The 13,632-nt window shown below is 68.3% G+C and carries 13 protein-coding genes; 9 read left to right on the top strand and 4 right to left on the bottom strand.

Translation table 11 applies throughout. The features are described from left to right. Positions 1-122 precede the first annotated feature (122 nt). The gene (locus ABZ942_RS10875; RefSeq protein WP_357380604.1) at positions 123-1,448 is read right to left on the bottom strand and encodes a deoxyribodipyrimidine photo-lyase; all 1,326 of its coding nucleotides are present in this window, start codon (positions 1,446-1,448) and stop codon (positions 123-125) included. 117 nt (positions 1,449-1,565) lie between these two features. Then, the gene (locus ABZ942_RS10880) at positions 1,566-2,132 is read right to left on the bottom strand and encodes a lipocalin family protein (protein WP_357381838.1); all 567 of its coding nucleotides are present in this window, start codon (positions 2,130-2,132) and stop codon (positions 1,566-1,568) included. Positions 2,133-2,263: 131 nt separating this feature from the next. Between ABZ942_RS10880 and ABZ942_RS10885 the strand changes: the two genes are divergently transcribed. From ABZ942_RS10885 to ABZ942_RS10905, 5 genes are all read left to right on the top strand, one after another. Next, positions 2,264-2,626, top strand: coding sequence for a hypothetical protein (locus ABZ942_RS10885; RefSeq protein WP_357380606.1), 363 nt, complete (start codon positions 2,264-2,266; stop codon positions 2,624-2,626). Between the two features lie 90 nt (positions 2,627-2,716). Next, positions 2,717-3,562 carry a MerR family transcriptional regulator gene (locus tag ABZ942_RS10890; protein ID WP_357380607.1) on the top strand — a complete coding sequence of 282 codons (846 nt, stop codon included), beginning with the start codon at positions 2,717-2,719 and terminating at the stop codon, positions 3,560-3,562. Between the two features lie 363 nt (positions 3,563-3,925). Continuing rightward, positions 3,926-5,248, top strand: a complete 1,323-nt coding sequence (locus tag ABZ942_RS10895) for an FAD-dependent oxidoreductase (RefSeq protein ID WP_357380609.1) — start codon at positions 3,926-3,928, stop codon at positions 5,246-5,248. After that, positions 5,245-5,967 (top strand): DUF1365 domain-containing protein, encoded by a 723-nt coding sequence (locus ABZ942_RS10900; RefSeq protein ID WP_357380611.1) that lies wholly within the window; start codon positions 5,245-5,247, stop codon positions 5,965-5,967. The genes ABZ942_RS10895 and ABZ942_RS10900 overlap by 4 nt, the downstream gene beginning before the upstream one ends. A gap of 76 nt (positions 5,968-6,043) precedes the next feature. Beyond that, positions 6,044-7,300, top strand: a complete 1,257-nt coding sequence (locus tag ABZ942_RS10905) for a cyclopropane-fatty-acyl-phospholipid synthase family protein (protein WP_357380613.1) — start codon at positions 6,044-6,046, stop codon at positions 7,298-7,300. A 9-nt stretch (positions 7,301-7,309) separates the two neighbouring features. Here ABZ942_RS10905 and ABZ942_RS10910 read toward each other — a convergent pair whose 3' ends face one another. Beyond that, on the bottom strand, positions 7,310-8,653 hold the full coding sequence (locus ABZ942_RS10910; protein ID WP_357380615.1) for a TIGR01777 family oxidoreductase: 1,344 nt from the start codon (positions 8,651-8,653) through the stop codon (positions 7,310-7,312). Positions 8,654-8,739: 86 nt separating this feature from the next. Between ABZ942_RS10910 and ABZ942_RS10915 the strand changes: the two genes are divergently transcribed. Both ABZ942_RS10915 and ABZ942_RS10920 read left to right on the top strand, forming a co-directional pair. Further along, positions 8,740-9,717, top strand: coding sequence for an SDR family NAD(P)-dependent oxidoreductase (locus ABZ942_RS10915; protein WP_357380617.1), 978 nt, complete (start codon positions 8,740-8,742; stop codon positions 9,715-9,717). Between the two features lie 85 nt (positions 9,718-9,802). Further along, complete coding sequence (locus ABZ942_RS10920; protein WP_357380619.1) at positions 9,803-10,609, top strand: nuclear transport factor 2 family protein; 807 nt, start codon at positions 9,803-9,805, stop codon at positions 10,607-10,609. Positions 10,610-10,662: 53 nt separating this feature from the next. Here the strand turns inward: ABZ942_RS10920 and ABZ942_RS10925 are convergent, their stop codons facing one another. Beyond that, positions 10,663-11,559 (bottom strand): sterol desaturase family protein, encoded by an 897-nt coding sequence (locus tag ABZ942_RS10925; RefSeq protein WP_357380621.1) that lies wholly within the window; start codon positions 11,557-11,559, stop codon positions 10,663-10,665. Between the two features lie 206 nt (positions 11,560-11,765). Here ABZ942_RS10925 and ABZ942_RS10930 point away from each other — a divergent pair, with 206 nt between their 5' ends. Together ABZ942_RS10930 and ABZ942_RS10935 are read left to right on the top strand one after the other, a co-directional pair. Further along, positions 11,766-12,929 carry a histidine kinase gene (locus ABZ942_RS10930; RefSeq protein WP_357381840.1) on the top strand — a complete coding sequence of 388 codons (1,164 nt, stop codon included), beginning with the start codon at positions 11,766-11,768 and terminating at the stop codon, positions 12,927-12,929. Continuing rightward, the gene (locus tag ABZ942_RS10935; RefSeq protein ID WP_357380622.1) at positions 12,926-13,597 is read left to right on the top strand and encodes a response regulator transcription factor; all 672 of its coding nucleotides are present in this window, start codon (positions 12,926-12,928) and stop codon (positions 13,595-13,597) included. The genes ABZ942_RS10930 and ABZ942_RS10935 overlap by 4 nt, the downstream gene beginning before the upstream one ends. Positions 13,598-13,632 lie beyond the last annotated feature (35 nt).

A 13,632-nucleotide genomic window follows, 5' to 3' on the forward strand; every position in this document is an offset into this window, starting at 1 on the left:
TCTACGGTGCCCATCATCACAGGCCCCTTTCCTCGGGCAAGGCAAAGCCTCGATGCATCGATTCAAGACCTGGCGCTCGGGATTAGGAAGGGCATTGCGACATCTGGGGCAATATCGGTGCGCTACATACCGACGCATTCGATGATCGGCGCGGGGTAGGTGGCGGGATCGATGTTTTCGCGCCACGGCGTGTGCACCGCCGCGCCGGAAATATGCGCCAGCTCGGGCAGCCAGCGACGCACGTAATCGCCGTCCGGGTCGTAGCGCTTGGCTTGGCGCAGCGGGTTGAGCACCCGATTCGGCCTGGTATCGGTGCCGGTGCCGGCCACCCACTGCCAGTTGAGTTGATTGTTCGCCAGATCCGCGTCGACCAGCCAGTGCAGGAAGTGTTCGGCGCCGATCCGCCAGTCCACCCGCAGCGATTTGGCCAGGAAGCTGGCGGCAATCAGCCTGGCGCGCCCCGGCATCCAGCCTTCGGCCTGCAATTGCCGCATGGCCGCGTCGATGACCGGGTATCCGGTCCGGCCGTCCTGCCAGGCCGCGACGGCTTGCGGATCTTCGCGCCAGCTGATCGACCGGGGCCGATAGTCCGACCATGCGGCGTCCGGGCGAGCGGCGAGCAGTTGGTGGTGGAAGTCGCGCCACGCCAGCTGCCTGGCGAAGGCTTCGCCGCCGGGTGTCGACATGTCGACCCGGTGCACCAGCTCCACCGGTGATACGCAACCGAAGTGCAGATACGGCGACAGGTGGGAGGTGGCGTCGGCGGCGAGGTCGTCGTTGCTGTCTTCGTATCCCTCGATCGGACCGGACAGCCAGTCCCGCAGTATCTTTCGTCCGGTCGTCTCGCCACCGACCGCGAGCTGCGGCGAGGTCGTGCCCGCGCAGAGTTCCTCGGCTTCCGGCAGCGGATCGCTGTCTACCGGCGGCATGGTGAGCTCGCGGGGTTTCCCGAACGGCCTGCGCTGATGTGTTTCGGCCCATCGCCGGAAGTACGGCGTGAAGACGGCGAAATGGTCCCGCCCGGTGGACGGCATGAGCACCTCGGGATCGGCGGCGGTGATCGAGGCGGCATGGGTGTGCAGCAGACAATCGCGCTGCGCCAGTTCTTCCCGCAGCGCCGTTTCGCGCTTACGGCTGTACCCGCTCACATCGGCGGCGATGTGCACACTGTCGGCATGCACCTGCGCAGCCACGCGCGCCACTTCCGCAACGACATCCCCGCGCCGCACCACCAATCGCCCGCCGATGGCCCGTAGCTCGGCGTCGAGTTCGCCCAGCGCCGCGGCGAGGAAACGCGCGCGGTTCGGTGCGGCGAAACGACCGGCCGCGATCGTGTCGTCGACGACGAAAAGCGGTACCACCGCGGCGCCTTCGCGATGTGCGGCGGTGAGCACGGGGTTGTCGTGCACCCGCAGGTCACGGGTGAACAGGGCGATGGTGACGGTCATCTACTCCTCTTCGCGGGGTGGTGGGCCCCGGCGCTCGTGAGGGCGGCGCCATGGTGGCGTGGGCGGCTCAATGCCCGGCACCTATGACGCAACCCTCACGAGCGCCGGAGAAAGCGGTCAGAGCGTGCAGAGCGGAACGATGTCCGCGCGACCACCGGTGGTCGGTGAGGTCAGGTACAGGCACGGGTCCTGGCCTGCCGCAACGATTTCCGCGCGTACCTGCGGCCAGGTGGTCGCATCGAGCATCGGCGCGCGAGCGAGGACAAAGCCGGAGGTCCGGCCGGGATCGGTGACGACGGCCCAGGAATAGTCCGGGCCGAGGGCGGTCACGATGTAGTTGGTCGGCCCGTCGATCCGGTCCTGGGTCGGCACGCCGGGAAAGCTGACGTGCAGCTGCGCACCGGTCATCCGGTCGTTGACCGTTGCGGTGCCTGCGATTTCGTTGTTCATGTTCGACCAGGTGGTGCAGGTATTGCGGACCGCAACGTTGCCCTGCGGGTCGAGCGCGTAGTTCGCCTGCGTATCGCGCGCGCAGACGAGGTTGAAGTACTGCGGCACCGCTGCGAGCTGATTCCAGGTACCGAGGTACCGGGTCAGGTCGAGCGACGATACCGGTGCCGGAGCGGCGACCGGGACTGCTTGCGCGCTACCAGGCGCCGAGATCGCGACGGCCGATCCGACCATGGCAATCAACAGGCGAACGGGGTAACGCTTCGTTCGAGATGTCACGCGAACTCCTCGGAAATCGACGACACTGGCCATGTTAGCTCATAACGATGCATGATTGATGCAATGCACCCATCAAGGAGGAACCTGTGAGCTTTTCCTGGCTGCCCCGGATCGCGGGCGCGCTGACGGCGGGATACGGCGTCGCGGTCGCGGCACGGCCCGCCGTCATGCTCGGACCGTGCGGCTGGTCCGCCGATGATCCCGCCCTGCGCGCGGTAGCCAGGATGACCGCGTTGCGTGATGTCGCATCCGGGCTGGCCATGCTGGCGGCGCCGACGCCGAACGCACTTCGGCTGGCGATTGCCGCGCGAGTGATGGCCGACATGTCCGATGCCACGGTCCTGGGGATCGCGTTGCGCGGACGACCGCAGCGCGGCAAGGCGATCGCGGTCGCGGCGGGTTGGGGCCTGCTGTGTGGCGCGACCGCGGCCACCACCGTACGGAGCTGAGCGCCGTGCCACGAGCGCCGGACAACGCACGCGACGCGCGGCCGCCCGGGCATGGCGAATCGGGCGAACCGGAACAGGCAGAATAGGGCGATGTCCGCCGGTTCCGCTCCCGCTTCCGACGCGGCCGGATACACGGTCCGCGCGGTTGCCGAGCGCCTCGGCATCCCCACGGCGACGTTGCGGAGCTGGAACCGCCGCTACAACATCGGCCCGCCGCAGCATCGCCCCGGCAAGCACCGGCTCTACACCGAAGCCGATATCGCACTGCTCGGGCAGATGCTCACCCTCATTCAGGATGGCGCGAGCCCGGCGGGCGCGGCGGCCGCGGTGCGCGGACCGGCGCCGCGATTGGGCGACCGATTCCCGTTGCTCGCCGCGGCATTCACGCTCGAGACGCATGCGGTGTCCAACTATCTGGAGGCGCACTTCCGCGCGTTCGGGGTGGTGGACACCTGGGATCGGTTGTGCCGCCCCGCCTTCGCCGACATCGTCGCGCGCCAGGGCGCGGGCGAGGGGTGCATCGATGTGGAGCACCTGCTGTCCTGGTGCATCACCTCGGTGCTGCACCGCACTAATCCGCCGCCGGATGTGCCTGCGCCGCGGCCGGTCGTGCTGGCCTGCACCAGTGGTGAGACGCACGCTCTTCCGCTCGAAGTACTGCGCGCAGCACTGGCCGAGCGCGAGGTCAGCGCGCACATGCTCGGCGCCGATGTGCCGGCCGGTGCGTTGACCGACAGTCTGGCGCGTCACGATGAGCCCGCCTCGGTGATGTTGTGGTCGCAGCAGGAATCGACCGCGCTGAGCTCGGCGGTGCGGGCTTGCCTCGAGGCGGGGTCGCGGGTGTTCGTCGGCGGGCCCGGCTGGGATTCGGTGATCCTGCCCGAGGCCGCGGCACGTGTCGCGAGCCTGTCGGATGCCGTCGATCACCTGAGCTGACCTGCTCGCACTGCCTGGGTAGCGCCGCGAACTGCCGCCGCACCTTGGCGTCTGGTCGCGGTCCCGACGAGGAACGGTCGCGCGAACCCGCGCCGTATCCGATTTCTCACTTCGCGAGCAATCCGCCGACGGACCCGAGGCGAAGTCCTTCCCGAGGTCGATCACACCCTGACGACTCAGCCTGCGCTCACAGCTGCCCACGAGACGCATCGTACGTTGCCTTTGCCATGAAACGATGCATAATCGAGGCAACACACTGAACGGCGCGGCGCGACGGGCAGCAACGATGACCCGGTCGCTCGACCGAGTTGGCAACCAGTCGGACACCGCCCTTCGCGGGTGACCGGCGACAAGGAGGATCACATGAGCGAATACCCCGAGCCGAGCGCGGACGGCGCCCGGCGGGTCGCCGTGATCGGCAGCGGCGTGGCCGGATTGACCGCGGCCTGGGTATTGTCGGGATCCGCCGAGGTGACCCTCTACGAAGCCGACCATCGACTCGGGGGTCACGCCGACACCCATGCGGTCGCGGCGCGCGACGGCGCGGCGATCGGCTTGGACACCGGGTTCATCGTGCACAACGACCGCACTTACCCGACGCTGCTGCGGCTGTTCGGTGAACTGGGCATCGCGACCCAGGAATCGGACATGAGCATGTCGGTGCGCTGCGACGGGTGCGGTCTCGAATACGCGGGTGCCCGCGGTGCGGGCGGACTGTTCGCTACGCCACGATCCATAGCCCGTGGACGCTACCTGCGCCTACTCGCCGAGGTGCCGCGGTTCCATCGCCTGGCTCGCAACGAATTGGTTCGAGAGTCCGAAACCGGCCGCACTGTAGCGGAATTCGTCTTCGCGAACGGTTTCTCCGACTACTTCGTCACGCATTTCCTCACCCCGCTCGTCGCGGCGGTGTGGTCGTGCGATCCGGGCACCGCGCTGCAGTACCCGGCGCGATATCTGTTCACCTTCCTCGACCATCACGGCATGCTGACGGTGTTCGGCTCCCCCACCTGGCGCACCGTCGTCGGCGGCTCGGCCACCTACGTCCGTGCCGTCGCCGAGCGACTCGACACCGTGCTGGCCGGCACGCCGGTGCGAGCTGTTCATCGCCTCGCCGACGGCGTCGCGGTGCGCGACGACGCGGACGAGATCAGGGTGTTCGACGCGGCGGTCATCGCCACCCACCCGGACCAAGCGCTGCGGCTACTCGCCGAGCCGACCGGCGCGGAAGCCGAAATCCTTTCCGCCATGCCGTATTCGGTGAATCACACGGTGCTGCACACCGACGCGTCGGTGCTGCCGCGCGCCCCGCGAGCACGGGCCTCCTGGAACTACCGGCTTCCGTTCTGCGCGGCACAGCCGGATCGGGTGCTGGTCAGCTACGACCTGACCCGCCTGCAGCGACTCGACGACGAGCCCCGGTTCCTGGTCACCCTCGGCGATGGCGACCGGGTCGATCCGGAGCTGATCATCGATCGGATGGTCTACCAGCATCCGCGCTACACCCCGAGTTCGGTGGCGGCGCAGCGCAGGCTCGGCGAGATCGGTTGTGCCCGAATTGCTTTCGCGGGCGCCTATCACGGCTGGGGCTTCCACGAGGACGGTGCGCTGTCCGGGCTGCGCGCCGCCGAGCGGCTCGGTGCGCGATGGACAGTCAAACCTGTTGCGGCCGTGCGTACCTCATGAAGGCGCAGATCGTCCGCACTCGGATCCACCACGTACGCCGCGCCCCGCTGCACCACGAGTTCAGCTACCGCAGCTACAGCTGGCTGGTCGACCTCGACGATATGCCGAGACTGCCGCGCTGGCTGCGCCCGCTCGCCGGATTCCGCGCCGCCGACCATCTCGGCGACCCGCAGCGTACCCTGCGCGAAAACGTCGACGGCTACCTCGCCGAGCACGGCATCGACCTGCGCGGTGGTCGTGTCCTCATGCTCGCCAACGCGCGGGTGCTCGGCTACGTGTTCAACCCGCTGACCCTGTTCTGGTGCCGCGACAGCACCGGCGACCTGGTCTGCGTCATCGCGGAGGTGCACAACACCTACGGCGAACGGCACTGCTATCTGATCCGCCCCGACGACCACGGCGTCGCGACCACCGAGAAGCGCTTCTACGTGTCGCCCTTCAACGAGGTGAGCGGCGAATACCGGATGCGACTGCCCGAGCCGACCGACCGCCTGCGAGTATCCATCACCCTGACCGATCACCAGCCGATTTTCGCCGCCTCGATGACCGGGCGTTGCCATTCGGCCACCGTCCGTACCATCCTGCGCGCGACAGTGGCGGTACCCCTTGCCCCACTTGTGGTCTCGGCGCTCATTCGCAGGCACGGCGTGATTCTCTGGGCGCGCGGCCTGCCTCTCGTCCCCCGACCGGTCAAGCACTTCGAGGAGTATTTGCAGTGAGCGAGCGTCAGCGAGCGAACCAAGAATACCGCGTGCCGATGCGCGCGACGGATCCGAGCGCTAGCGAGGTGGAGTCGTGAGTATTCAAACGCACGTCACGGCACAACCCTCGACGTACTGGCCCGATGTCGAGCGAGTGCCGACCGGTACTCGCGCCGCGATCGCCGCAGGGGTGGCGCACCGGCTGTTCCGGCGGGCGGTGCGGACGCTCCCGATCCGGGTCGAGTACCCGGACGGAGCGGTCCTCGGCCGTGGTGCGGCAGACGCGCCGCGGCTGATCCTGCACCGCCCGGATGATTTCACCGCCAGGCTCGGGGTGGGCGGGCTGATCGGCTTCGGCGAGGCGTATATGGCGGGTGACTGGTCGGCACCCGATCCGGCCGCGACGCTCGCGGTGTTCGCCGCGAACATCGACACACTCGTTCCCGCGCCGCTGCGGGCGCTGCGCCGCCTCTATGTCTCGAAACATCCTGCCGCCGAACGCAACAGCGAATCGAACAGCCGAAGCAATATCGCCAGGCATTACGACCTGTCGAACAATCTGTTCGAGCTGTTCCTGGACGAGACGCTGACCTATTCCAGCGCGTTGTTCCCAGCCACCGCGCCGCCGCCACGCTGGGCCGACCTCGCCGTCGCGCAGCAGGCGAAGATCGATCGGATACTCGACCGAGCCGGTGTCGGGCCCGGCACCCGCCTGCTCGAAATCGGCACCGGCTGGGGCGAATTGGCGTTGCGTGCGGCCGCCCGTGGCGCGACCGTACGTTCGGTGACGCTGTCGACGGAGCAGCGCGCACTGGCCCTGAATCGCATTGCCGCCGCAGGACTCGCCGAACGCGTCACCATCGATCTGCTCGACTATCGCCAGGTGACCGGCGAATTCGACGCGGTGGTCTCGGTGGAGATGATCGAAGCGGTCGGCTACGAATATCTGGACACGTTCTTCGAGACCATCGACCGGGTGCTGGCGCCGGGCGGGCGCGCGGTGATCCAGGCCATCACCATGCCGCACCATCGCATGCTGGCCACCCGCTATACCTACACCTGGGTGCAGAAATACATCTTCCCCGGCGGTTTCCTGCCGTCCACCCGGCTACTCGCCGATGTGGCCGGACGGCGTACCGAACTCGTTGTCCGCGAACAACTGTCGATGGGCGAGCACTACGCGCACACCCTGCGACTGTGGCAACAGCGGTTCAATGCCCGCGCCGACCGCGTCGCGGAATTGGGCTTCGATCCGATCTTCCGGCGGATGTGGCGGCTGTATCTGGCACACGCCGAGGCCGGATTCCGGTGCGGTTACCTCGATGTACACCAGATCCTGCTCACCCGCTGAGCGCGCGGCTCAGCGGCGGGCGCGACCGAGCAGATGTCGCAGCGCCGAGGCAAGATCCGGTGTGCGGAACCGATGCCCGGCCTGGTCCAGCACGGCGGGCACGACCCGTTGACTCGCGGCGGCGAGTTCGCGCGCCCCCTGCTCGCCGAGCAGCAGCGCCGGGCCGAACTCGGGCACCGGAACCAGCGCGGGCCTGCGCAGCACGCCGGCCAGGATGTGGGTGTATTCGCTGTTGCGAACAGGTTGCGGCGCAACGGCGTTCACCGGGCCGGACAGGGTGTTGTCCCACAGCGCGCGATAGTAGATATCCACCAGATCGTCGATGCCGATCCAGGACAGCCACTGCTCGCCGTCACCGATCCGGCCGCCGAGTCCGGTCGCGAACAGCGGCCGCAGCAGTCGCAGGGTGCCGCCGCGCGGCGATTGCACGATGCCGGTGCGCACCTTGACCACTCGGACCCCGGTGGCGGCGTCGGCGGCCGCCTCCCATGCGTCGACCACGTCGGCGAGGAAACCGTCACCACGCGAGGCGTCTTCGGGCAGCCGCTCGTCGCCGCGGTCGTAGCCGTAGTAGCCGACGGCGGACGCGCTGACGAAGGTCGGGACCCCGGCGCGGGCGGCCAGCGCGGCGAGCCGCTCGGTCGGTCCGATTCGGCTGTCGAGCACGGCCCGCTTGTGTTCGTCGGTGAATCGGCCCGCGATGGACGCACCCGCAAGATGCACCACCGCGTCCACTCCGTCGAGCAGGTCGGGCGCGGGATCGTCCGGATTCCATTGCCGCTCGCCAGTTTTCGGTGGGTGCCGGACCAGGCGGAGCACGGTGTGGCCGCCGGTCGTCAGGAACGCGGTGAGCGCCGAGCCGACCAGTCCGGACGCGCCGGTCACCGCAATCGTCTTGGCCGCGAAGCCCGCTCGCGCCGCGTCCGCGTGCGCGGCAAGATCGTCGGCCAATTGCCGATAGCGGTAGTCGAACATCGGGCGCAGCAGGAACGCGGGCACCGGCGACTCGACCCGATCCAGCACCCTGGTGTGCGTCTCGTCGACCACCTCGAAATCGTGCGTGTGCCGCCAGCGCAGCAGCAGGCCCGTGGGCAGCGAACCGAGACCGTCGACGGCGATCCGATCGACGAATCGCTGCGGCGGGTCGTAGCCGGCGGGATCGTGTCTCGCCACCCAGCGCAGCCCGCCGGGCAGGCCGAGCACGGCGGTACCGTCGGCCAGCGAATCGGCCTCGGCGAGCACCGCGGCCGGCTGCCACGGCGGCGCGAGCCGCGCGAACGCGCCTGGTCGGGCATACCAGTCGAAGACCTCGGACCGGGGTGCCGTGACGACGCTCGAACACTCGATGCCCATGCCTCGACTCTAGCGAGACAACCGGCCAATGCAACGTTCATGCATCGTTATTGCCAGATCTTGTCCACACACCGGAGAATTGCGCCATGACCGATGCGTCCGGTACACCCTCATTCTTCGACTCCCTGCTCGACCGGACGATCGTGCCGGGTTACAGCCGCCTCGGCTTTCGGTTCCGCCGTCGCGGCTGGTCCGCGGACGACCCACATCCAGACACCATGCGCGGTCGCACGGCGTTGGTGACGGGAGCGAATTCCGGTATCGGCAAGGCGATTGCGGCCGGACTGGCCGGGCTCGGCGGCTCGGTGATACTCGCCGTGCGCGACCGCGAACGTGGCGAGCAGGCCTGTCGCGAGATCCGCGCGGCCGACCCGGCCGCCGATGTGTCGGTGACGGTCTGCGACCTGTCCGATCCGGGTTCGGTGGCGGCCTGCGCAGACGAGCTCAGCGATCGACTACCTCGGCTGGACGTGCTGATCCACAACGCGGGTCTGCTGCCACCCCGGCGCATCGAAACCGCCGAGGGCCAGGAGTTGACGCTGGCCACGCACGTGCTCGGCCCGCTGCTGCTCACCGACCGGCTGGTGCCGCTGCTCGATGCGGCCGACGGGTCCCGAGTGATCCTGATGTCCTCCGGCGGTATGTACGCTCAGCAACTCGCCGTCGACGACCCCGAATACCGGAATGGTCGATATTCCGGCACCACCGCGTATGCCCGCACCAAACGCATACAGGTCGCGTTTACCCCGTTACTGGCCGAACACTATGCACCCCAGGGTATTTCGGTACACAGCATGCATCCCGGCTGGGCGGACACACCCGGCGTCGTCACGTCGCTGCCTGCCTTCCATCGACTCATGCGGCCGCTGCTGCGCACGCCCGAGGAGGGCGCCGACACCGCGATCTGGCTCGCCGCGACCTCGGCCACGCTGCCGTCCGGCCGGTTCTGGCACGACCGCAAGGTGCGTCCCGAGCACTATCTGCGCCGCACGCACTACACCGCCGACGAGGTCTGGCGGCTGTGGCTGTTCTGCCGGGAAGCCGCTGGTCTCGCCGTCGGATAGCCGACCGGAGCGGCACGCGAAACTGGCCCAATTGGAACTTGTTCTACCATGGGGTCGAGTCATCGTCGACATCGGAGGATTTGTCATGCCGCTGGAACCCTCGGCCGCGGAGCTGTTGGCGGCCGTCCAGGCATCACCACGCGCGGTCGCCGCGCACGACAAGTCCGCGTGGGTCGACTTATTCACCGCCGACGCCGAGGTGAACGACCCGGTCGGCGCCCGCCCGCACATCGGCCGCGCCGCCATCGAAAGCTTCTTCGACACCTTCATCGGCCCGAACGACATCGCCTTCCGGGTCGAGCACGACATCGTGCAGCCGCCGACGGTGGTGCGCGATCTGACCATCGAGACCACCATGTCGACCGGCGCCAGGGTCTCGGTGCCGATGCATCTGCGCTATCAGCTCGTCGAGGCGGACGGCGACTGGAAGATCGCGCACCTGGCCGCGCACTGGGAGCTCGGCCCGATGATCGTGCAGCTCTTGCGTACCGGGCCGAGCGGGCTCGGCGCCGCGCTGCGGCTCGGGCCACAGCTGATCAACAATCTGGGCGTCGAGGGCGCGCTCGGCATGATGCGGGCACTCGGCGGGATCGGGCGGACGGGCAGGCGCGTGACGTCCCGGCTGTTCGCTGCGGCGGGCAGCACGGACATCGTGCGCGTCCGCGGACTGCTCGGGCACTATGCCGTTGTCGAATTGCCCGCGGGCACACCGATTTCGGTGGAGGAGTTCACCAATCGGGCACGAAACATGCGGTGGGGCAAGCTGATCGCGGCCGGTCGCACCGTGACGGCGTCGGTGCGTTTCGGTGATACCCGCGGCGTCGCGTTCGTCGAATTCGCCGCGGGCTCGCCGAGCATCGCCAGCCTGCGCTTCTTTCTCGACGGTGCGTGAGATCGGCTGCTGAATAGGCAAATCGGGCGATGCGAGGCATCGCCCGGTCTGGCTCAGGTGAGTTGGACCGACTTGGCCGGTGGCACTGGTTCCGGCGTGACCTCTGCGTGCTCGGTCCAGCCGGGCGGCCCGAAGACATAGCCGAGGCGGCCGCGCCAGGTGGTGGCACCGCGCACGTCCCGGACGAGTCCGGCCAGCTCGTGGTAGTTGACCTTCAGCGGGTTGTCGGTGCCGATGTTCTTGGTGAGGCCGTAGCGGATCGGCTCGGATTCGGCGGCGAAGCTGCCGAACATGCGGTCCCAGATGATGAAGATGCCGCCGTAGTTCCGGTCGATGTAAGGCTGGTTCGAGCCGTGGTGGATGCGGTGATGCGCCGGGGTGTTGAACAGGAACTCGATCGGGCGCCCCAGCGTGCCGACCCGCTGGGTGTGGATCGGGAACTGGTAGAGCAGGCCGATGCTCTGCAGCAGGAAGATCATCCACACCGGGAAGCCGAGCAAAGCCGCTGGCACCCAAGCCATTCCGCGCAGAATATTGGCCACCGGATGCACCCACGGCAGGCGGATCGCGGTGGACAGGTTGAAGTGCTCGCTGGAGTGGTGGACGCTGTGCGAAGTCCAGAGCAGGCGGACCCGATGATCGGCGCGATGCGCCCAGTAGTAGCAGAAATCGGTGACCACCACGCCGAGCACCCACACCCACCACGACGTCGCCGACAAGTGCAGCGGTGTGATCGCGGCGGCCGCCACCACCGCGGAGAACGGAATCAGGTACTGCGTCAGCGGTTTGCTGAGCCGCCCCAGGGTGAAGGTCGCCACGTTGGATGCCGTGTCGCGCCCGGACCCGCCGTTGTTCGGCCGATCGGGATCGCGGCGATACGCGATCCATTCCACCACCATGAACAACGCGAATGCGGGGAGGGCATAGGTCAACAGCTCCACTCGGTCCACCGGATCTCCTTGATCGTCCGTCGTCGAATCTCGACGCTACGGGCGATGGCCTGCGCAAACATCGCGCCGCCGAGGGATTCGGCGTCCCCCGCGCGGGGGACGCGACAACGCCGTGCGCAGGGCAGAGTTAGCGGGCCGGGTGGCCGAGCTGGCTAGGATCGCCGCGACGGCTCCGACGACCAGAAGGTGGTGGCGAACTGTTGGACGTGAGCAGGTCGCTGGCCCGGCAGTCGCTGGTGGTCGCGGCGGTCGCGGCGCTGATCGACGCCGTCGGGCTCGGACTGTGCGGCGTATTCGCCGTCGCGCCGTGGCAGGCCGGTGCGGTAATGGCGGGCATCGTCGTCGGCGATCTGGCATTGGCCGCGCCGCCACGCACCGCGGGTGTGGTCGCGGTGGCCCAGGTCGTGGTCCGGCTGGCGGCCGCCTGGCTGCTGCACCGGCACGGTTTCGACGGGCAATTCGCCGGTGTCGGCCTGTTGGTAGCCGGGTATCGCACCGGGGCCTGGCTTTCCGGACCGAAATCGGTGTCGACGATGCTCCTGCTGTGCGGCGGCGTCGCCACCTCCCATTTGTTGTCGCGCGACCATGCCGGACATGACTGGCGGCTGATTGTCCCGTCGACGGTGGCCGCGGGCTGCGTGCCGTGGCTGGTCGGCCGGTACACGGCGGCACGCGGCGCCTACATCGCCGATCTCGAGCAGCGGGAGCGGCTGCGGCGACAGGAGCATCAGGTCGCGCTGGAGCGAGCGGTGACCGAGGAGCGGGCGGCCATCGCGCGAGACCTGCACGATGTCATCTCGCATCACGTGAGCGCCATCGGGATCCACGCGGGCGCGGCGCGAATGGCCATGGCGGACACCACGAATGGCGCGGCGACCCGTTCGCTGGCGGCGGTGGAGTCGAGCAGCCGGGCCGCGATGGTGGATCTGCGGCGCCAGCTCGATCTGCTGCACGGCCGCGACGACGCAGGACAGCGGCAGCCCGGGCTGGTCGATATCGACGGACTGATCGAGCATGTGCGAGCCGCCGGACTGACCGTCGAAGTCGCCGTACGTGGTTCGGTGGTCGAGTTGCCGGAGTCGTTGGATGTCACGGTGTATCGGATCGTGCAGGAGATGCTGACCAACGCGTTGCGGCACGGTGACGGTGCGCACGCGCGGCTCGCGGTGGTGTATCAGCCGAATCGAGTGGTGATCCGGGCTACCAATCCGATTCCACCCGTACCGAATTCCAGCGATACCGCCGTTCCGCGCGGCCTCGGCGGGATTCGCCGCCGCACCGAGCTTTTCGACGGCGCACTCGACTACGGACCCGATTCTTCCGGAACCTCTTGGCACACGACGGTTTCCGTCCCGATCGGCGGATCATGAACCGGCCGATCCGGGTGCTGATCGCCGACGATCACAGCATGTTCCGCTCCGGACTGCGCGCGGTCGTCGACAGCCAAGCCGATTTCGACTGCGTCGCCGAGGTCAGCGACGGTCGCGCGGCCATCGCCGAAACCGCAAGGCTGCGACCGGATGTCGCGATTCTCGACGTGCGGATGCCGAAACTGGACGGACTGGCCGCCACCGAGGCGATCGTCGCGGCGGGCGGCACGCACGTGCTGGTGCTCACCACCTACGACAGCGACGCCAATCTCTATCGCGCGCTGCAGGCCGGGGCGAGCGGGTTTCTGTTGAAGAGCCTGCCGCCGGAGGAACTCGTCGCCGCCATTCGCATCGCCGCCCGTGGGGATGCGCTGATCGATCCGTCGATGACGCGCCGACTGGCCGCCCGGTTCGCGACGACCCTCGCGCCACCGCACACGCCGCCCGAGGTGGAACATCTCACCGCCCGCGAGTTGGAAGTGCTGCTGTTGCTCGCCGATGCGCGCAGCAATGCCGAGATCGCCGCGTTGCTCGGTGTCGGCGAGGAAACGGTCAAGACACACGTCTCTCGTGTGCTCGCCAAACTCGGTGTGCGCGATCGCATCCACGCGGTCGTCTATGCCCACGAGCACGGTCTGGTCGCTCGCACCCCGCCCGGATATCGCTGATCAGCAGGCCGGTGACCAGCGGGGATGCGACACGG

The sequence above is a fragment of the Nocardia sp. NPDC046473 genome, from assembly GCF_040645995.1.
Classification (GTDB): Bacteria; Actinomycetota; Actinomycetes; order Mycobacteriales; family Mycobacteriaceae; genus Nocardia.